This is a genomic window from Enterobacter sp. 940_PEND (assembly GCF_001059415.1).
In the GTDB taxonomy this organism is placed as follows: domain Bacteria; phylum Pseudomonadota; class Gammaproteobacteria; order Enterobacterales; family Enterobacteriaceae; genus Enterobacter; species Enterobacter cloacae_M.
The window spans coordinates 206945-227410 of the sequence record NZ_JUMS01000123.1 but is presented as its reverse complement, the minus strand read 5'-3'; the positions used below and the strand labels follow the sequence as shown (position 1 = coordinate 227410).

Here is a 20466-nt window from a genome sequence, read left to right as displayed (position 1 = left end):
CACGGATTTTTATGCCTTTGATTTATATCCGTTTAAACTGCTTAAGTTGGTATACAACTAGTATGGAAGTTGTGTGACAAGTTCACCTTAAGGAAGAAAATGAGTGGGCAAAAGTGGATTTTGTGCAAAATTTCTCATAACTGACGTAAACCCTCTGGCATGATGGCTTTTATGTCAGCTATTACCTGACCAATACGCTATGAAAATTTTTTCATTTCGCAAATGGAGCCAGATCACAAAATGGACAAAAGGCTAAAAATCACCGAAATCGCGGCCCGGACGCAGCTCTCGATCAGCACCGTATCGCGGGTGCTGGCGGGAAAAGCGAATACCAGTGAAAAAGCGCGCGCGAAGGTGCTGGCGTGCGCGCGGGAGCTGGGGGTGATGGACGGCATGGCGGCAGGGCGTCTGCTGCTTAATAGCCTGGTGGTTTTTGCCCCGCAGCGGGCGTTTGACGAACGGTCCGACATTTTTTACTACCGCGTGATCCAGAGCGTGAGTAAAGGCCTGGCGTCCCACGATGTGCGCCTTCGCTACTGCGCGCTGGAGGAGAACGACAGCGACGCCCAGCTGTTTCTGGCACGCATGAACGAAGCGGACACTCAGGCGGCAATCCTTCTTGGCATCGACGATCCCCATATCCACGATCTGGCGGTGGACGTGGGTAAACCCTGCATGCTGATTAACTGCCGCGACCGGCACATGCGTCTGCCTGCCGTCGCGCCGGACCATCGCGCCATCGGCGAGCGGGCGGCGGAGTACCTGTTCGAGATGGGGCACCGCGAGGTGATGAACGTGCTGTGCCTGCGTCGCTACACCATGGAACTGCGCCTGTCGGGGATCCGCGACGCGTGGCAGTCTCACAACCTGAAATTCAACGATAAACGCGATCTGCTGGTGGTGCCCAGCTTCAGCGCGCGCGAAACGGAACAGATGGTCAGCAGCTGGCTCAGTGAAGCGCAGGGGAAGGATTTACCGACCGCGTTTCTGGTCGGCGGCGACTTTATGGCGGCGGGCACCATTAGCGCATTACAAAACCACGGCCTGCGCGTGCCGCAGGACGTGTCGGTGATGAGCATTGATGGCTTTAACCTGGCGGCGATTCAGGATGTTCCATTAACGGCGGTGCACGTTCCGCGCGATGAGCTGGGAACCGAAGCGGTATATATGCTCCAGCAGCGGCTGATGCGCCCGGACGCGCCGGTCGGGACGTTACTGCTTAACGGCACGCTGGCCGTGCGGGAATCGGTACGGCGGATACGTCAGGGGAAACGACGCACCGCCGTGGAGCGGGAAGGGCTGTACGACAGTTAAACCATGCCCAGCGCGCGCTTGCCGTGGATGTTGAGATCGTTCACGGTAAAGCGGTTCTGCCAGCTTTTTTCATAATCCTCGCGCGGGAAGTCTCCCGGCGACGCGCCGGTTTCCAGCGCTTCCTTGACCTTCTTAGCGTAGGCGAGGTTTTTCTCGCACATCGGCGCGGCAGGGATGTACATCACGTTGCCCCAGCCCTGCTGATTTTCCACCGGCGCCACGGAGTGGATCACATCGCAGTGCCACCACACGGAATCACCCGCCTCGAGTGCCGGTATGCTGCTTAATGCCTCGATCAGCAGCGGGTGCCACTTCTCGGAAACCGGCAGCACGCGCCCCGGCGCTACGCCGCACAGCTCGTCTTCCGGCACGTCGTCCAGCAGCGGCCGCAGCAGAATGTAGGCCATCGCTTCCGGGATCGGCACCACGTGCAGCAGCCCCTGACCTGGGATCATGTCCGACAGCGCCGTCCAGCCCTGGAAGGTCCGGAATACCGAGCATTTGGTGGTGTTATCGACGGTGTACTCTTCCACTTCGGTACGGTGCGCGGCGTTCCACGGATCGTACTTGTCGACATTGCCGTCAAACACGCGGGCAAAGACCTGCTGATAGGCTGGCAGCAGCCAGCGCTCCAGCGCGCCGGAGTCGGTATGCGCCCCAAGCCCTTTCGAGGTCGTTCCCGGCGGGCGGCGGCGGATACGGTCCGGGTAAATCACGCTCACGTCCGGGTTGAACCACTGCTTGCCGTTGCTCTCGAATGTCCATAAACGGTTCAGGAACGACTGCACCTGCGCCATCTCTTCGCTCTGGCGCGCCTGCATTTGCGCCTGAGACCAGTAAATCGGGTAAATCTCCGGACGAGAGGCCGTCAGGGTGCCGAAGAAGTTATCGCCCGGGCCTTTGTAGACCTCATCAAACTTATTCAGATCGAGGTAGTCGAGCATCGACTGATCCCACGCCAGCGCCTGCTCGCGCGGGAAATGACCTTTAATCACCGCGCAGCCGCGGCGTTTAACGGCCTCGCGCTGTGCGTCGGTAATCGTGCCGTTTTTCACATCCGCAAACGGAATCACCGGCCAGACGGATTCGCCTTTGTTCTTAAGCGCGTTGATTTCCGCCACGCGGGTGGCAATTTTGTCGCTGAGCTTATTAAACACCGCCTGCACGTCGCCGATCTGCGCGCGCAGCTCACGTTTTAACTGACGGATTGCCGCTTTGTGGTCCGCTGGTAAGGTTTCACTGGTAAAGGTCATAACTGCCTCGCATCTTTCATTCGAAAGTAAAAATGTCTACAAGTGATACTTTAAGTTAAAAATAAGTTAATGCAAGTTTAAAAACTTGACGCAAGCCACAGGTCGGAAAAAGAGTGAGAGGCCGGAGCGACGCTCCGGCGAGGAAAGGATCAGAGATCGAACGGGGAATGGTTGTCGAGCACGGCCTGAATGACGTTCAGCGCGCCCTGATGGTTGTTGTCGTCTGTGCCGTAGCGGCTGATTTCTTTGATGCTCTCTGCCGCGTTGCCCATCGCAAAGGAATATTTCACCAGCTTCAGCATCTCGGCATCGTTGCCGCTGTCCCCAATGGCCACGCACTCCTGCGGGGAGATTTTCCAGCGTTTCAGCAGACGACTGATGCCGTTGGCCTTGTGGAGGCCGGGGATAATCAAATCGACAAAACCAAAGCCGCTGGTGACCGGCTTCATAATGCCGTCCAGGGAGACGTGCAGTTTATCCACCAGATTAGGGATATCGCTGTCCGGCAGGTTCAGGGAGAACTTAAACAGTACGTCGTCAATTTCGCGGTAATCGCTGATGCGCTTTAAGCGGTGATAGTGCTTTGACATCAGCGCCACGAACGCGTCCGGGGCTTTATCGCTCACATACGCGCTCTCCAGCCCGCAGGCCACAAAGTTCAGCCCTTTATCTTTCAGCAGCTCGCCAATCACGATTTGCGATTCATGCCGCGTCAGCTCGCCGTGGAAAATCTGTTCGCCGCGATCGAACACCAGCGCGCCGTTTTCCGCGACGAAGGAGATCCGATCTGTGAGCTCCGGAAAGAAGGAGATGAGCTGGTAATACTGATTGCCGCTGGCGACAACGAATTCAATGTCGCGGGCTTTAAGCTGTTCAAACTGTGCCTGGAAGCGGTCACGATCGTACTGCTTGGCATCATCAAGGAAAGTTCCGTCCATATCGGTGACGATAACTTTAACGGTCATACTGTGCTCCTGGGTCACTGCGTTTTGAAACATTCTAATAACAAGGTGACGGGGAGCACAAATTTAATTTCATTCGAAAGTAAAAGCAAAACGGCAACCGAGGTTGCCGTTTTTAGTGTTTTCTCCCTCTCCCACGGGGAGAGGGAGAGGGCCGGGGTGAGGGCATCAGCGTGCGCATATCCCCTCACCATCAAGAGTGATGGGATATGCCGTTACAGCGTATGCTCAGTACGGGCGATAATATCGTCCTGCGCATCCGGCGACAGGGCGGTGAAGAACGCCGAGTAGCCCGCGACGCGCACCACGAGATCGCGATACTGGTCAGGATGTTTCTTCGCTTCCAGCAGCGTTTCGCGCGAGACGATGTTGTACTGAATATGCCAGCCCTTATGCACCTCGAAGAAGGTGCGCAGCAGCACCATCAGCTTCTGGCGATCGCTGTCGTTTTCCAGCGTCGACGGGTTCAGCTTCTGGTTAAGCAGCACGCCGCCGAGAATCGCTTCCGTCGGCAGTTTACCCACCGAGCCAATTACCGCCGTCGGGCCGAGGTGGTCCGTACCGGAAGCCGGGCTTGCTCCTTCCGCCAGCGGGGTGTGCGCCTTACGTCCGTCCGGCGTGGCCATCGTTGCCGCGCCAAACGGCACGTTTGCGGAGATGGAAGAGGTGCCCGCGTAGTAGTTACCGCCAATCGGGCCGCGGCCGTGGCGCGGGTTGTGGTACTGCTTAAGCTCTTCGATGTAGGTCTGATAGGCGCGCGTCAGCAGCATGTCCACGCTGTCGTCGTCGTTGCCGTACTTCGGCGCGCCGTTGATCAGGCGCTGACGCAGCTGCTCGTGGGTCAGCCCGTCGAAGTCATCCGCCAGCGCCGCCGCCAGCTGCTGCTGACCAATAGTGCCCTGTTCGAACACCAGCTTCTTCACCGCCGCCAGGCTGTTGCCGAGGTTGGCGATGCCCACCTGCAGGCCGGAGACCCAGTCGTACTTCGCGCCGCCCTGCTTGATGCTTTTCGCGCGTTCGATGCAGTCGTCCACCAGCGCCGAGCAGAGAATATCGTGGACGTTCTCTTCCAGCATGGTGTCCACCACGTACTCAATCTCGATGGACTTGCGGGTGTAGTAGCGGATCTGGCTATCCCACGCCGCCATCACTTCGTCGAAGTTGTCGAAGTTACCAGCGGAGAGCGCTTTTTCCTGCGGCAGGAACACCTTGCCGCTGGTGGCGTCGCGGCCGCCTTCCAGCGCGGCCAGCATCACGCGGGCGAAGTTGATAAAGCTCATGCCGGTACAGCGGTAGCCCCACTTGCCGCCCACCGCGGTTTCGATGCAGCCGATGGCCGCGTAGTCGTAGGCGTCGTCTCGTTCAACGCCGAGCTTAATGAATTCCGGAATGACGATTTCATCGTTGTTGAACGCGGGCATGCCGAAGCCGCAGCGGATCACCTGCACGCAGGCGTCGAGGAAGTCGTTGCTCATGCCCGCGTGGTAGCGCACGCTCAGGTTCGGCTGGGTGGAGCGCAGGCGACCGCAGGATTCCAGAATCGCGTACGAGAGCGGGTTCACCGCGTCCATCGGCTCGCCGTTGACCAGCTTCTGGCCGCCGATGGTTACGTTCTGGTACAGCGGGCTACCGGCGGAAGCTTTCGAGTGCGAGCCGGAGCGGATTTTGTTCACTTCCAGCAGCTTCAGCCAGCAGCTGTGCAGCAGCTCGATAGCGTGTTCGCGGTCCAGGCTCTGATTCAGCTCCACGTCGCGGCGGTAGTACGGATAGAGATACTGGTCCATACGCGCGAAGGAGACGGAATGGCCGTTGGACTCAATCTGCAGGATCAGCTGAATGAAGTAGCACAGCTGCAGCGCCTGCCAGAAGGTTTTTGGCGGCTCGTGGGCAATGATGTCGCAGTTTTCCGCCATCGCCAGCAGCTCGTCGCGGCGGCTTTCGCGGGTTTCTGTAGATGCCATCTCGCGCGCCAGGTCGGCGAAGCGTTTGATGTGCAGGCTTACCGCTTCCAGCACGATATCAATCGCCTTCAGGAACTGCTCACCGTGCAGGTCTTCCAGCACCGTCAGGTTGATGCGCGAGCGGCGCTCGGCCACTTTGGCGCGCAGGCCGTCGAGGCCTTTCTCCAGCACCAGCGGGAAGTTCACCGCCAGGTGCGCGTCGCCGGAAGTCATGTTGCCTTCGGCTTTGATAATGCCGGTTTCCAGCAGGCCTTTCTGCTCGTCGGTGAACATGCCGTAGCAGCGGTCCTGCACCGTCTGGCCGCGCCACCACGGGCAGATGTCGTGCAGCACGCGCTTGTTCTCTTCGCTCACCGCAAAGCCCGCGCCCGGGCGGTCCGCCAGATCGTCGATCTCTTTCTCAATCCAGGAGACGGTGTATTCCGGGAAAATCGGCGCGGCGCGCACTTCGCTTGCCTGGTTGCCGATAATTAGCTCATCGTGTTTGATCCAGATGGTGCGCTCGGCCAGGTGATGCGCCAGCGCGAGGGCGCGGCGCACCGGGATCGGCTTGTCCATGTGCTGCTGGTACATTTCGGTGTAATGCTGCGCGCGCTCGGTACAGACCGGCGGCTTGACGATATGCACCAGGGCCGTTTTGTGCGCCTTAATGCGCTCGCTGAGGGTGTTCAGATTCAGGGTCGTCATAGGTTTATCCTCGTAAGGTCGCGGTTAACCCTTTCTGGCAGGCGTACTGCTGCGCGAAGTCCAGCAGGGCAGGGTTATCCAGCGGTTTGTCAGGGGCAGAGTAGGGTTGGCCGAGCAGGGTGTATTTGTTCATGCCCAGCGTGTGATACGGCAGAAAATGAATATCGTCGACGCCGAGCTCGTCGGCAGCGAAGTTGGTAATGGCGGTAACAGACGCTTCGTCAGCGTTAAAGCCCTGGATCAGCGGCACGCGAATGGTGATTTTTTTCCCGGCGGCGGCAAGGCGCTTCAGGTTGTCCAGGATTCGCTTAGCCGAACCGTCCGTCCACTGTTTGAACACCTCACCGTCGACGTGCTTCAGGTCGGCGAGGAACAGAGCGACGTAGGGTAATGACGGCTCGATGTAATGCCACGGCACGTGGAGGCAGGTTTCCACGGCAGTGTGGATCCCCTGTTCGTGGCTGGCTTTAAACAGGGCCTGTGCCAGCTCGGGGTTCATAAACGGCTCGCCGCCGGACAGGGTGATCCCGCCGCCGCTGCGGTCGTAAAAGGGCTTGTCACGCAGTACGGTCGCCATGATCTCCGCGACCTGCTGTTCTTCACCGCAGACGGTCAGCGCCTGCGTCGGGCAGCAGTTAGTAATGGCGTTGAGCGCGGCTTCATCAAGCTTCTCGCGGTGGATAACCAGGCCATTCAGCGCGCGTTCGATGCAGCCCGGCGCCGCCTGCTGGCACAGGTCGCAGCCGTCCAGGCACAGGCGCGCGTCAAACAGCACGTCCCGGCTGCGGGAGCGGCTTTCCGGGTTCTGACACCAGCGACAGCCCAGCGAGCAGCCTTTCAGGAACACCACGGTTCGAATACCGGGGCCGTCGTGGGTAGAGTAACGCTGAATATTGAAGATCATGATTTCGCCTCTCGTATTGCATATGAAGATTAAATGACTTTCGAATGAAAGTTATCTTGATGCAGGTCAACTCTTGAGCAGGTTTTGTCGTGATAGGGTAAGTGCAGGCTAATTTTGAGGGTGACATCATGGAACTTTATCTCGACACATCTGACGTTGCGGCAGTCAAAAAGCTGGCGCGTATCTTCCCGCTGGCGGGCGTGACCACCAACCCAAGCATTGTGGCGGCAGGTAAAACGCCGCTTGACGAGCTGCTGCCTGCGCTGCACGACGCGCTGGGCGGTAAAGGCCGTCTGTTCGCCCAGGTGATGGCTACCACCGCCGAAGGGATGGTGGAGGACGCGCTTAAGCTGCGCGCCATCATTAACGACCTGGTAGTAAAAGTGCCGGTGACCGCCGAAGGGCTGGCGGCGATCAAGATGCTGAAAGCGGAAGGGATCCCGACGCTGGGTACGGCGGTTTACGGTGCTGCGCAGGGGATGCTCTCCGCGCTGGCGGGTGCAGAGTATGTGGCGCCTTACGTTAACCGCGTGGACGCGCAGGGCGGGGACGGGATCCAGACCGTGGTTGAACTGCAGCAGCTGCTGACGCTGCACGCCCCGCAGTCAAAGGTGCTGGCCGCGAGCTTCAAAACGCCGCGTCAGGCGCTGGACTGCCTGCTGGCAGGCTGCGCGTCAATCACGCTGCCGCTGGACGTGGCGCAGCAGTTTATGACTTCCCCTGCGGTGGATGCGGCGATTGTGAAGTTTGAGCAGGACTGGCAGGGGGCGTTTGGACGGACGTCGATCTGATGCTGTTGCCGGGTGGCGCTAGCGCTAACCCGGCCTACGATTTTCTCCCTCTCCCTGTGGGAGAGGGCCGGGGTGATGGCATCAGGCCGCAACAGGGTTTAACCTCCGCAAACCTCACACCCCGGGTTACGCATCAGCTTCATCTCGCGGAACTGGCAGGTCATCGCGTCATACATCACGATTTTCCCCGCCGCAGTTGTGCCGTAGCGCGCCAGCACTTTGATTGCTTCCATCGCCTGCAGGGAGCCAATCACGCCGACCAAGGGTGCCATCACGCCCGCCTCAACGCAGGTCAGCGCGTTCTCGCCGAACAGGCGGCTCAGGCAGCGGTAGCAGGGTTCACCTTCCGCGTACGTGAAGACGCTGATTTGCCCCTCCATGCGGATCGCCGCGCCGGAGACCAGCGGGATTTTGTGGGCAAAACAGCCTGCGTTCAGCTGGTTACGGACGGTGACGTTATCGGTGCAGTCCAGCACCAGGTCATGCTGCGCAATCTGCGCCGACAGCGCGCCGTTATCCAGCATCGCGTCAATCAGGGTGAACTGAACGTTGGGGTTGATGCGCGCCAGCGCCGAGCGGGCAGAGTCCACTTTCGGCTGACCAACCGTCGCGTCGCTGTGCAGCGTCTGGCGCTGGAGATTTGACACCGACACGGTATCGAAATCCAGCAGCGTCATCCTGCCTACGCCCGCCGCCGCAAGATACTGCGCGGCGGCGCAGCCAAGACCGCCGAGCCCAACAACCAGCACGCTTGCTGCCTTAAGCGCTTCCTGGCCTTCGAAATCAAACCCGCGCAGCACAATCTGGCGGTTGTAGCGCATCATCTCCGGGTCGCTCAGCTCCACCGTCATGTCAGCCTCCGAACAGGTGGTTAAAACGCTCGATCTCAACCCACTCGCCTGCTTCCACATTGCCGCGCTCGCGCTCCAGGACGATAAAGCAGTTGCCCTGGCTGAAGGAGCTGAAAATGTGTGAGCCCTGGTGCCCGGTGGTGCTCACTTCCAGCTCGCCGTCCGCGTTGCGCACCAGAATGCCGCGCTGGAAATCGAGACGGCCCGGCGATTTTTTCAGGCGCGTGGCGGCGCGCACGCGCTGGCGTTCAGGCAGCGGGCTGGCGCTGTTGCCTGAAAGCTTCGCCAGCAGCGGGATCACCAGCTGGTAGAAGGTGAGTGCCGCCGAGACCGGATTACCCGGCAGGCCGCAGAACCAGCCGTGCGTGAGCTTGCCAAACGCGAACGGTTTGCCCGGCTTGATGGCCAGCTTCCAGAAGGCGATTTCCCCCAGCTCTTCAAGGATGGTTTTGGTGTAATCCGCTTCGCCCACGGAGACGCCGCCAGAGCTGATAACCACGTCGGCGGCGTTATCCGCCTCGATAAACGCGGCGCGCAGTTTTTCCGGATCGTCAGGAATAATGCCGAGGTTAATCACCTCGCAGCCCAGCTGCTCCAGCATCAGGTGTACCGCCAGGCGGTTGGTGTCGTAAATCTGACCGTCCTGCAGCGGCTGGCCCGGAAGCTGCAGCTCGTCACCGGTGGAGAAAACGGCAACGCGCACTTTACGGATCACGTCGATTTCAGCCACGCCGAGCGACGCCAGCACCGGCAGCTCACCTGCCGTCAGCTTCTGCCCGGCAGAAAAGACCGTCGCACCAAGGGTGATATCTTCGCCCGTGCGGCGGATGTTCTGGCCCGCTTTAACGTTCGCGGTAAAACGCACGCCGCCGTCGGTCTGTTCTGTCTCTTCCTGCATCACCACGGCGTCACAGCCGGCCGGAACCGGCGCACCGGTCATGATGCGCACGCAGGTGCCCGCAGGCCATTCACCGCTAAACGGCTGGCCCGCAAAGGCTTTACCCGCCACCGGCAGGGCGTTACCCGCCTGGAGATCCGCCAGGCGTACCGCGTAACCGTCCATCGCGGAATTATCAAACCCCGGCACGTTGAGCGGAGAGACGATATCGCGCGCGGCAATACGGCCAAAACAGCGCACGAGGGGCAGCGTCTCAACGTCATGCAGCGGGGAAACTCGGTCAAGCATCTGCGTGAGTGCCGTCTCAAGCGGCATCAGTCCGGCGGTAAAATCCATGGTGGGCTCCTGCGGAGTAACAACGAAAGCGCTCATTATGGCAGAAAAGTGCGGCTAACTGTATGACCCGATGGGTGTACGCTTTACATCACAGTTACGTCTTTCTATATTCAAAAATCATCTGAAGTTTCATCGACGATAATGATATTTATAGAAAAAACCGCAAATCAGGCTAACGGGTGATGCGAATGGTTAATGCGGTAATCGCAATTCATGGTGGCGCCGGGGCAATCACCCGAGCACAGCTCAGTCCCGAGCAGGAAAAGCGCTATATCGACGCGCTGTACGCCATTGTGGAAACGGGCCAGAGAATGCTGGAAGCGGGCGAAAGCGCGCTGGACGTGGTCACCGAGGCGGTGCGCCTGCTGGAAGAGTGCCCGTTATTTAATGCGGGGATCGGTTCGGTCTTTACCCGGGATGAAACGCACGAGCTGGATGCCTGCGTGATGGACGGCGTCACCCTGAAAGCGGGCGCCGTGGCGGGCGTGAGCCATCTGCGCAATCCGGTGCTGGCGGCGCGTCTGGTGATGGAGGCGAGTCCGCACGTCCTGCTGACGGGGGCCGGGGCGGAGGCGTTTGCCTTCGAGCACGGGATTGAACCGGTATCGCCGGATCTGTTTTCCACGGAGGAGCGCTACCAGCAGCTGCTGGAGGCCCGTTCGGCGGGCATGACGCAGCTTGACCATACAGCGCCGCTGGATGAAACCACCAAAATGGGCACGGTCGGCGCGGTGGCGCTGGATAAGGCCGGAAACCTCGCGGCGGCGACGTCAACGGGTGGGATGACCAACAAGCTGCCCGGGCGCGTCGGCGATAGCCCGCTGCCGGGCGCCGGCTGCTACGCCAATAACGCGACGGCGGCGGTGTCGTGTACCGGAACCGGGGAAGTGTTTATCCGCGCCCTTGCGGCCTATGACATTACCGCGCTGATGGATTACGGCGGCTTAAGCCTGAGCGAGGCCTGCGAGCGCGTGGTGATGGAAAAACTACCTGCCCTGGGCGGCGTCGGCGGACTCATTGCGGTGGATCGTGAGGGCAACGTGGCCCTGCCGTTCAACAGCGAAGGCATGTATCGCGCCTGGGGTTATGCCGGTGATGAACCGAGCACGGGCATCTATCGTGAATAAGGGGGCAGCGCGTGCCGCACAGTGAAGAACTGGACAACCGCGAAGTGCTGGCTGTCCATCAGCTCAATATTGCGTTTCAGGAAGAGCGGCAGTTCATCCCCGCAGTACAGAATTTATCGTTCACGCTCAGGCGAGGCGAGACGCTGGCGATTGTTGGCGAGTCCGGCTCCGGTAAATCGGTCACCGCGCTGGCGCTGATGCGCCTGCTGGAACAGACGGGCGGGCAAATCAGCAGCGAGAAAATGCTCCTGCGCCGCCGCAACCGTCAGGTCATTGATTTAAACGAGCTGAGCGGCGCGCAGATGCAGGACGTGCGCGGGGCGGATATTGCGATGATCTTCCAGGAGCCGATGACCTCCCTGAACCCGGTTTTCCCGGTCGGGGAACAAATCGCCGAGTCCATCCGCCTGCATCAGGGGCTGAGCGGCGATGAAGCGCTCAAAGAGGCCCGGCGGATGCTGGAGCTGGTGCGCATTCCGGAGGCGCAGGCCATTCTGGGTCGCTACCCGCATCAGCTTTCCGGCGGCATGCGTCAGCGGGTGATGATTGCCATGGCGCTCTCGTGCCGTCCGGCGGTGCTGATTGCCGATGAACCGACGACGGCGCTGGACGTGACGATTCAGGCGCAGATCCTGCAGCTCATCAAAGTGCTGCAGCAGGAGATGGAGATGGGGGTGATTTTCATCACCCACGATATGGGCGTAGTCGCCGATATCGCCGATCGGGTGCTGGTGATGCACAAAGGCAGCGCGGTGGAAACCGGCCCGGTCGAGCAGATTTTTCATGCGCCCATGCATCCTTACACCAAAGCGCTGCTGGCGGCGGTTCCGCGCCTGGGGGCGATGAACGGCAGCGATTTGCCGCGCCGCTTCCCCCTGATTTCTCTTGAGGCGTCTGAGCAGCAGGAGGATGAGCGCGAGCAGGACACCGTGGTGCCGGGCAAGCCCATTCTGGAAGTGCGCGATCTGGTCACCCGTTTTCCGCTGCGCAGCGGCATACTGAACCGCGTTAAGCGCGAAGTGCACGCGGTGGAAAACGTCAGCTTCGATCTCTGGCCGGGCGAAACGCTGGCGCTGGTGGGGGAGTCCGGCTGCGGTAAATCCACCACCGGGCGCGCGTTGCTCCGTCTGGTGGAATCCCAGGAAGGCAGCATCACCTTTAACGGCGAGCGCATTGATACCCTTCCGGACAGCAGGCTGCAGGCGGTGCGGCGGGATATTCAGTTTATTTTCCAGGATCCGTACGCCTCCCTCGATCCGCGCCATACGGTGGGGTATTCGATCATGGAGCCGCTGCGGGTGCATAACTTGCTCGACGGCGAAGCGGCCCAGCGCCGCGTGGCCTGGCTGCTGGAGCGCGTCGGCCTGAAGCCGGAGCACGCCTGGCGTTATCCGCACGAGTTTTCCGGCGGACAGCGACAGCGTATCTGCATCGCCCGCGCGCTGGCGCTGAACCCGAAAGTGGTGATTGCCGATGAGTCCGTCTCGGCGCTGGATGTCTCTATCCGGGCGCAAATCATCAACTTACTGCTGGATTTACAGCGGGATATGGGCATTGCCTTCCTGTTTATCTCGCACGATATGGCGGTGGTCGAGCGCATCAGCCATCGCGTGGCGGTGATGTTTATGGGGCAGATCGTGGAGATTGGTCCGCGAAGGGCGGTGTTTGAAAACCCGCAGCATCCGTACACCCGCAAGCTTATCGCGGCGGTCCCGGTAGCCGATCCCGCGCATCGTCACGGCCAGCGCGTGCTGCTGCAGGATGAAATGCCGAGCAATATTCATAAACGCGGCGAGGCCGTGGAGCGCGTGACGCTGCGCGAGGTCGAGCCGGGTCATTTCGTCGCTCCCCCGCGTCAGGACAACGCTTTTTCGCGGTTATAACTTACAACAGGCAGGAGAACACAATGGTTACATTTGTAGCGCGTAGATGGTTGTTAGCCGCGAGCGTGACGGCAGCCCTGGCCGCTGCCCCCGCGTTCGCTGCCAAAGACGTGGTGGTTGCCGTCGGCTCGAATTTCACCACGCTCGATCCGTATGACGCTAACGACACGCTCTCTCAGGCGGTGGCGAAATCGTTCTATCAGGGCCTGTTTGGCCTCGATAAAGAGATGAAGCTCAAAAACGTGCTGGCGGAGGGGTACACCGTATCCGAGGACGGGCTGGTGTATACCATCAAGCTCAGAACCGGCGTGAAGTTCCAGGACGGGACAGACTTCAATGCGGAGGCGGTCAAGGTAAACCTCGACCGCGCCAGCAATCCTGAAAACAGCCTCAAGCGTTATAACCTCTATAAAAACATCGCCAAAACCGAGGTGGTTGACCCGACGACGGTAAAAATCACCCTGAAAGAGCCGTTCTCCGCGTTTATCAATATTCTGGCGCATCCGGCGACGGCGATGATTTCCCCTGCCGCGCTGAAGAAATACGGCAAGGAGATTGGCTTCCACCCGGTAGGTACCGGTCCGTACGAGCTGGTCACCTGGAACCAGACCGATTTTGTGAAGGTGAAGAAATTCGCCGGATACTGGCAGCAGGGGCTGCCGAAGCTCGACACCATCACCTGGCGGCCGGTGGTGGACAACAACACCCGCGCGGCGATGCTGCAAACCGGCGAGGCGCAGTTTGCCTTCCCGATCCCGTATGAGCAGGCCGCCATTTTGCAGAAAAACAGCAAGCTGGAGCTGGTCGCCAGCCCGTCGATCATGCAGCGCTACATCAGCATGAACGTCACGCAAAAGCCGTTCGATAACCCGAAGGTGCGTGAAGCCATCAACTACGCCATTAACCGTCAGGCGCTGGTGAAGGTCGCCTTTGCCGGATATGCCACTCCGGCCGCCGGCGTGCTGCCGCCGGCGATCGTCTATGCGCAAAGCTATCAGCCGTGGCCGTACGATCCGGCTAAAGCGCGCGAGCTGCTGAAAGAGGCGGGCTTCCCGAACGGTTTCAGCACCACGCTGTGGTCCTCGCATAATCACAGTACCGCCCAGAAGGTGCTGCAGTTTACCCAACAGCAGCTGGCGCAGGTGGGTATCAAGGTACAGGTGACCGCGATGGATGCCGGACAGCGTGCGGCAGAAGTGGAGGGGAAAGGGCAAAAAGAGAGCGGCGTGCGGATGTTCTACACCGGCTGGTCAGCCTCGACCGGTGAAGCCGACTGGGCGCTGTCGCCGCTGTTTGCCTCGCAAAACTGGCCGCCAACCCTGTTCAACACCGCGTTTTACAGCAACCCGCAGGTGGACAAAGACCTGGCCGATGCCCTGAAAACCACCAAACCGGAAGAGAAGGCGCGCCTCTACAAAGACGCGCAGGATATTATCTGGAAAGAGTCACCGTGGGTGCCGCTGGTGGTGGAGAAACTGGTGTCAGCCCATAACAAAGCGTTGACCGGGTTCTACATCATGCCGGACACGGGCTTTAGCTTTGACGACGCGGATTTAAAATAAACCTCATGCTGAATTACGTTTGTAAACGCCTGCTGGGGCTTATCCCGACGCTGCTGATTGTGGCGGTCCTGGTGTTTTTGTTTGTCCATATGCTGCCGGGCGATCCGGCGCGTCTGGTTGCCGGCCCTGAGGCGGATGCCACCGTTATTGACCTGGTGCGTAAGCAGCTTGGTCTCGACCAGCCGCTGTATATGCAGTTTATCCACTATATCTGTAACGTTCTGCAGGGCGATTTTGGTATTTCGATGGTGTCGCGCCGTCCGGTGTCGGAGGAAATTGCCAGTCGCTTTATGCCGACATTCTGGTTAACGATAGCCAGCATGAGCTGGGCGGTCGTGTTTGGGCTTGGCGCCGGGATTATCGCGGCCGTCTGGCGCAACCGCTGGCCGGACAAGCTCGGCATGGCGCTGGCGGTGACCGGCATCTCCTTCCCGGCGTTCGCGCTGGGAATGCTGCTGATGCAGATCTTCTCCGTCGAACTGGGCTGGCTGCCGACCGTCGGGGCCGATACCTGGAAGCATTACATCCTGCCTTCCATGACGCTGGGCGCTGCCGTTTCGGCGGTAATGGCGCGCTTTACCCGCGCCTCGTTCGTTGACGTGCTGAGCGAAGATTATATTCGCACCGCGCGGGCGAAAGGGGTCAGCGAGAAGTGGGTCATTCTCAAGCACGGCTTTCGCAATGCGATGATCCCGGTGGTGACGATGATGGGGCTGCAGTTTGGCTTCCTGCTCGGCGGCTCGATCGTCGTGGAAAAGGTCTTCAACTGGCCGGGGCTGGGACGCCTGCTGGTCGATTCCGTCGAGATGCGCGACTACCCGGTGATCCAGGCGGAAGTCCTGCTTTTTTCGCTGGAGTTTATTCTTATCAACTTAGTGGTGGACGTGCTCTACGCCGCCATTAACCCGGCCATCAGGTATAAGTAAGATGCGATTGTTGAACTGGCGACGTCAGGCCGTTTTAAACGCCATGCCGGGGCTAAAACCGGACCACGTCCGCACCCCGTGGTCTGAATTCTGGCGGCGTTTTCGCCGTCAGCCGGTCGCGATGACCGCGGGGCTGTTTGTGCTGCTGCTGATTGCGGTGGCGGCGATTGCGCCGTGGGTGGCACCGTTTGATGCGGAAAACTATTTTGACTACGACCGTCTGAACGACGGACCGTCGATGCTGCACTGGTTCGGCGTGGACTCACTCGGGCGCGATATCTTCAGCCGCGTGCTGGTCGGGGCGCAAATCTCGCTCGCCGCCGGGGTCTTTGCGGTGCTGATCGGCGCGGCGATAGGCACGGTGCTGGGTCTCGTTGCCGGGTATTACGAAGGCTGGTGGGACCGCATCATCATGCGTATCTGCGATGTGCTCTTTGCCTTCCCCGGCATTCTGCTGGCGATTGCCGTAGTGGCGATCATGGGCAGCGGCATGGCGAACGTCATCATTGCAGTCGCGGTCTTTTCAATTCCGGCCTTTGCCCGTCTGGTGCGTGGCAACACGCTGGTGCTGAAGCAGCAGACCTTTATCGAATCCGCCCGCAGCATGGGGGCCAGCGACGCCACGATCCTGTTCAGCCATATTCTGCCGGGTACGGTGTCGTCCATTGTGGTCTATTTCACCATGCGCATCGGCGTGTCGATTATCTCGGCGGCCAGCCTGTCGTTTCTGGGGCTAGGCGCGCAGCCTCCGACGCCGGAGTGGGGCGCGATGCTGAACGAGGCGAGGGCGGATATGGTGATTGCGCCGCACGTGGCGATCTTCCCGAGTCTGGCGATTTTCCTGACCGTGCTGGCGTTTAACCTGCTGGGGGACGGACTGCGCGACGCGCTGGATCCGAGGATTAAGGGGTAGGCTTTTGCTTGCCCCTCACCCCGGCCCTCTCCCCAAAGGGGCGAGGGTGAAAAACCGCACCGAGCAGTCCCCTCTCACCAGTGGGGAGAGGGGTAGGGTGAGGGGGGAAAGGAGATTAAACCCGGCTACCCCACAGGTCATACTCGTCCGCGTTTTCAACCTTCACGCGAATAATATCACCCGGCTTGACGTTGGTTTCGCCGTTCAGGTACACCGCGCCGTCGATCTCAGGGGCGTCCGCCATGCTGCGGCCAATCGCGCCTTCTTCGTCCACTTCGTCAACGATCACCATGATCTCGCGGCCCACTTTTTCCTGCAGACGCTCGGCAGAGATCTGCTGCTGCAGCTGCATGAAGCGATTCCAGCGCTCTTCTTTCACCTCTTCCGGCACCTGGTCCGCCAGTTCGTTGGCGGTTGCGCCTTCTACCGGGCTGTACTTGAAGCAGCCTACGCGGTCCAGACGCGCTTCTTTCAGGAAGTCGAGCAGCATCTGGAAGTCTTCTTCGGTTTCACCCGGGAAGCCGACGATGAAGGTGGAGCGCAGGGTCAGATCCGGGCAGATTTCACGCCACTGCTTGATGCGCGCCAGCTGGCGATCAACGGAGCCAGGACGCTTCATCAGCTTCAGGATACGCGGGCTGGCGTGCTGCAGCGGGATATCCAGGTACGGCAGAATTTTGCCTTCCGCCATCAGCGGGATCACGTCGTCAACGTGCGGGTACGGATAGACGTAGTGCAGACGCGTCCAGATACCGAGTTTAGACAGCTGCTCGCACAGGCCGACCATGCTGGTTTTCACCGGCTCGCCGTTGTGGAAACCGGAGCGGTGTTTAACGTCCACCCCGTAAGCCGAAGTGTCCTGGGAGATGACCAGCAGCTCCTTCACGCCCGCGTCGGCCAGACGTTTAGCTTCCGCCAGCACTTCGCCAATCGGACGGCTCACCAGATCGCCACGCATGGACGGGATAATGCAGAAGGTGCAGCGATGGTTGCAGCCTTCGGAAATTTTCAGGTACGCGTAGTGGCGCGGCGTCAGCTTAACGCCCTGCTCCGGCACCAGGCTCAGAAACGGGTTGTGCTTTGGTTTAGGCACGTAGTGATGAACATGTTCCAGCACCTGCTCGTAGCTGTGCGGGCCGGTGATCTCCAGCACCTTCGGGTGCACTTCGCGGATCTGGTCTTCTTTCGCGCCCAGACAGCCGGTAACAATCACTTTGCCGTTTTCCGTCAGGGCCTCACCGATGGCTTCCAGTGATTCCTGAACCGCGCTGTCGATAAACCCGCAGGTGTTCACGATCACCATATCGGCGTTGTCGTAGCTTGGCACCACGTCATAGCCCTCGGTGCGCAGTTCGGTCAGGATGCGTTCGGAATCCACGAGGTTTTTCGGGCAGCCCAGGGAGACGAAGCCGATTTTCGGCTGGTGCGTAACATTGCTCATAGGTTAAAAATTCATCAATTATGGAGTTATCAGGGCGGGATTTTACAGCGTATCGCGGGGGATTTATACACTCTTTGCAAGGCGGATGCGCCGGGCGGACGTTGTAACATTGTAAATAATGTTAATCAGTTAATAAAAATTGATCCCAGGCATTAAACTGTACAAAAAATGTACTTATCCTGACTATGCACAATGGCTGACAGAGGAGGAAAGAGCATGACCGTTGACAGACTTAAACGCGATCTGCTTAATAAGCTGATCAACGCCCGAATCGACCTGGCCGCGTACCTGCAGTTGAGGAAGGCAAAAGGGTATATGTCAGTCAGCGAAAGCGAACATCTGCGTGATAACCTGTTTGAACTTTGCAATTTCATGCGTGAAAAAGCACCGACCCTGAAGGCGAAATACGGCGAAAGTGAGCTGATCGCCCTGCGCCGCGCCGCTGAGGTGCTTTCCATCGCTGGGGTATGTTTGATGAACGGACGCCACGACTGCCCGAATTTTATCGCTGTTAACGCGGAGAAGCTTGAAAACTGCCTGACCACGCTCTCTCTATGCATCATGTGCCTGAACGAGCACGAGAAGCTTGAACAGCACTGACCCAGGGGGAGGCAACTCCCCCTTCTGATTAAGCTTTTGTAAAAGTGGTAACGCGTCCGGATGCAGTGGCTAACCTTTATGCCATATGCCGATAAAGGAGCGCGTTATGCCTCGATCCTCGCTAATTTCCCTGCCTGCGCTGTTCATTCCGTTTTCGCTTCTTGCTGCCCCGGAGGCGGTCAAGGTCGAGGTGCTGCAAAACAAACTCGATCATCCCTGGTCTCTGGCATTTCTGCCGGACAATAAAGGCCTGCTGGTGACCCTGAAGGGCGGTCAGCTCAAACGCTGGCAGGCCGGAAAAGGGCTGTCCGATCCGATTGTCGGCGTGCCGAAGGTCTGGGCAAACGGTCAGGGAGGATTGCTGGACGTAGTCCTCGCCCCGGATTTTGAAAAATCGCGCCGCATCTGGCTGAGCTTCGCCGAAGCAGGAAGTGACGGTAAAGCCGGAACGGCGGTGGGCTATGGCCGGTTAAGCGATGATTTTACGCGCATTGAAGCCTTCCAGGTGGTGTTCCGCCAGATGCCGAAACTCTCCACCGATAACCATTTTGGTGGGCGGCTGGTATTCGACGGCAAAGGCTCGCTCTTTATCGGACTCGGCGAGAACAACCAGCGTCCGACGGCGCAGGATCTGGATAAATTGCAGGGTAAAGTGGTGCGCCTCACCGAAGACGGAAAAGTGCCGCCGGATAACCCGTTTGTGAATACCCCCGGCGTGCGACCCGAAATCTGGTCTTACGGCATTCGCAACCCGCAGGGGATGGCGATGAATCCCTGGAGCGACGCGCTGTGGCTGAACGAGCACGGCCCGCGCGGCGGGGATGAGATCAACATTCCGGAGAAAGGAAAGAACTACGGCTGGCCGCTGGCGACGCACGGCATTAACTACAGCGGTCTGAAAATTCCTGAAGCCAAAGGCGAACACGTTGAGGGAACCGAAAAACCGCTGTTCGTCTGGAAAGTGTCGCCCGCCGTGAGCGGTATGGCGTTTTACAACAGCGACGTCTTCCCGCAGTGGAAAAACAAGCTGTTTATCGGCGCGCTGAAGGAAAAGGACGTTATCGTGCTGAGCGTGGAGGGCAATAAGGTAACGGAGGACGGGCGAATTCTGGGCGACCGGGATAAACGTATTCGCGATGTGCGGGTGGGGCCGGACGGCTATTTATATGTGCTGACCGACGAGACGGACGGGCAGCTGTTAAAAGTCAGCCCGTCCGGTGCGTAATCAGGTGACCGGGATCATTACCACGTTGCGGTACGCCGGGCGATCGCTCAGCTGTTTCAGCCAGCGCTCAAGGTGCGGGCGCGGCGCCCACTTCAGGCCCATGTTGGTCAGGTTCCAGACGAACGGCGCAACGGCGATATCGCCTGTGCCGAACGCCTCGCCGGAGAACCAGGCGTGCTTCGCCAGCTCGTCATCCATCATCGCGAAAAGATTTTCGCAGGCATCCTGCGCGGCGTGAATCGCGGGATAATCGCGTTCGGCTTCCGGCGTGCGGATAAGTCCCATCAGGATCACGCGGTGGGTCGGGGATAGCGTCTGGTTCGCCCAGTCCATCCACTTTTCGCCCTGGGCGCGCTGCGCCGGGTTTTCTACCCACAGACGCCCTTGACCATACTGGGCGGCGAGGTAGCGCACAATGGTGTTAGATTCCCAAAGCGTCGCGTCGGTTTCATCATCGCGCAGCAGCGGCACCAGGCCGTTCGGGTTCATGGCCAGATAGTCGGCCTCTTTATTCACGCCGAACGACATGCCGGCCATGATTTGATTGAACGGTAAATCCAGCTCCTCGAGCGTCCAGAGCACTTTCTTAACGTTGGTCGAGTTGTTCCTGCCCCAAAGCGTAATCATATTTACTCCTGATGAGATGTGAATCCGGGTCAGCTTTCGCCATGGTGAGATAAACCTAACAATTACGCAACAGAAGACAAAAAAATCGTCTGAATCAAAGCGTATCTGAATGTTATTGCATAAACTTTAATAACTTTACCCTCGTTGGGTTTCTTTAACCGTTTTAGTGCGCTATTACTCATCGCTTCTTGCGACACGGTGATGT

17 protein-coding genes are annotated in these 20466 nt (G+C 59.3%); 9 read left to right on the top strand and 8 right to left on the bottom strand.

Annotated features, from left to right (window positions below; translation table 11 throughout):
* Positions 1-240 precede the first annotated feature (240 nt).
* Positions 241-1314, top strand: a complete 1074-nt coding sequence (locus tag ADJ24_RS18135; protein ID WP_023310900.1) for a LacI family DNA-binding transcriptional regulator — start codon at positions 241-243, stop codon at positions 1312-1314.
* On the opposite strand, the gene ADJ24_RS18130 is transcribed toward ADJ24_RS18135, so the two are convergent.
* The 4 genes from ADJ24_RS18130 to ADJ24_RS18115 form a co-directional block, all read right to left on the bottom strand.
* Complete coding sequence (locus tag ADJ24_RS18130; protein ID WP_023310901.1) at positions 1311-2567, bottom strand: DUF1479 domain-containing protein; 1257 nt, start codon at positions 2565-2567, stop codon at positions 1311-1313. The two genes, ADJ24_RS18135 and ADJ24_RS18130, sit on opposite strands and share 4 nt — an antisense overlap.
* A 149-nt stretch (positions 2568-2716) precedes the next feature.
* The gene (locus ADJ24_RS18125) at positions 2717-3532 is read right to left on the bottom strand and encodes a Cof-type HAD-IIB family hydrolase (protein ID WP_023310902.1); all 816 of its coding nucleotides are present in this window, start codon (positions 3530-3532) and stop codon (positions 2717-2719) included.
* 212 nt (positions 3533-3744) lie between these two features.
* Entirely contained in the window at positions 3745-6177 is a 2433-nt protein-coding gene (locus tag ADJ24_RS18120; protein ID WP_023310903.1) for a formate C-acetyltransferase/glycerol dehydratase family glycyl radical enzyme, read from the bottom strand.
* A gap of 4 nt (positions 6178-6181) precedes the next feature.
* The gene (locus ADJ24_RS18115; protein ID WP_023310904.1) at positions 6182-7081 is read right to left on the bottom strand and encodes a glycyl-radical enzyme activating protein; all 900 of its coding nucleotides are present in this window, start codon (positions 7079-7081) and stop codon (positions 6182-6184) included.
* Positions 7082-7209: 128 nt separating this feature from the next.
* Between ADJ24_RS18115 and fsa the strand changes: the two genes are divergently transcribed.
* On the top strand, positions 7210-7872 hold the full coding sequence (gene fsa, locus ADJ24_RS18110) for a fructose-6-phosphate aldolase (RefSeq protein ID WP_023310905.1): 663 nt from the start codon (positions 7210-7212) through the stop codon (positions 7870-7872).
* A 98-nt stretch (positions 7873-7970) separates the two neighbouring features.
* On the opposite strand, the gene moeB is transcribed toward fsa, so the two are convergent.
* Both moeB and moeA read right to left on the bottom strand, forming a co-directional pair.
* Positions 7971-8723 carry a molybdopterin-synthase adenylyltransferase MoeB gene (gene moeB / locus ADJ24_RS18105; protein ID WP_023310906.1) on the bottom strand — a complete coding sequence of 251 codons (753 nt, stop codon included), beginning with the start codon at positions 8721-8723 and terminating at the stop codon, positions 7971-7973.
* 1 nt (position 8724) lies between these two features.
* Positions 8725-9957, bottom strand: a complete 1233-nt coding sequence (gene moeA / locus ADJ24_RS18100; RefSeq protein ID WP_023310907.1) for a molybdopterin molybdotransferase MoeA — start codon at positions 9955-9957, stop codon at positions 8725-8727.
* Positions 9958-10145: 188 nt separating this feature from the next.
* Between moeA and iaaA the strand changes: the two genes are divergently transcribed.
* The 5 genes from iaaA to gsiD are packed head-to-tail and all read left to right on the top strand — an operon-like array spanning position 10146 to position 16368.
* Entirely contained in the window at positions 10146-11084 is a 939-nt protein-coding gene (iaaA, locus tag ADJ24_RS18095; RefSeq protein WP_032668125.1) for a beta-aspartyl-peptidase, read from the top strand.
* 11 nt (positions 11085-11095) lie between these two features.
* Positions 11096-12967 carry a glutathione ABC transporter ATP-binding protein GsiA gene (gene gsiA / locus ADJ24_RS18090; RefSeq protein WP_023310909.1) on the top strand — a complete coding sequence of 624 codons (1872 nt, stop codon included), beginning with the start codon at positions 11096-11098 and terminating at the stop codon, positions 12965-12967.
* A 23-nt stretch (positions 12968-12990) separates the two neighbouring features.
* The gene (gsiB, locus tag ADJ24_RS18085; RefSeq protein ID WP_023310910.1) at positions 12991-14529 is read left to right on the top strand and encodes a glutathione ABC transporter substrate-binding protein GsiB; all 1539 of its coding nucleotides are present in this window, start codon (positions 12991-12993) and stop codon (positions 14527-14529) included.
* A 5-nt stretch (positions 14530-14534) separates the two neighbouring features.
* Complete coding sequence (gene gsiC / locus ADJ24_RS18080) at positions 14535-15455, top strand: glutathione ABC transporter permease GsiC (protein ID WP_023310911.1); 921 nt, start codon at positions 14535-14537, stop codon at positions 15453-15455.
* A gap of 1 nt (position 15456) precedes the next feature.
* Positions 15457-16368, top strand: a complete 912-nt coding sequence (gene gsiD, locus ADJ24_RS18075) for a glutathione ABC transporter permease GsiD (protein ID WP_023310912.1) — start codon at positions 15457-15459, stop codon at positions 16366-16368.
* Between the two features lie 115 nt (positions 16369-16483).
* Here gsiD and rimO read toward each other — a convergent pair whose 3' ends face one another.
* A complete protein-coding gene (gene rimO / locus ADJ24_RS18070; RefSeq protein ID WP_023310913.1) occupies positions 16484-17809 on the bottom strand; it encodes a 30S ribosomal protein S12 methylthiotransferase RimO in 1326 nt (441 codons plus the stop codon).
* A 216-nt stretch (positions 17810-18025) separates the two neighbouring features.
* Between rimO and bssR the strand changes: the two genes are divergently transcribed.
* Positions 18026-18409, top strand: coding sequence for a biofilm formation regulator BssR (gene bssR, locus ADJ24_RS18065; RefSeq protein ID WP_023310914.1), 384 nt, complete (start codon positions 18026-18028; stop codon positions 18407-18409).
* A 106-nt stretch (positions 18410-18515) separates the two neighbouring features.
* Positions 18516-19634 (top strand): PQQ-dependent sugar dehydrogenase, encoded by a 1119-nt coding sequence (locus tag ADJ24_RS18060; protein WP_023310915.1) that lies wholly within the window; start codon positions 18516-18518, stop codon positions 19632-19634.
* Here ADJ24_RS18060 and ADJ24_RS18055 read toward each other — a convergent pair whose 3' ends face one another.
* The gene (locus tag ADJ24_RS18055) at positions 19635-20261 is read right to left on the bottom strand and encodes a glutathione S-transferase family protein (protein WP_023310916.1); all 627 of its coding nucleotides are present in this window, start codon (positions 20259-20261) and stop codon (positions 19635-19637) included.
* Positions 20262-20466: the final 205 nt, after the last annotated feature.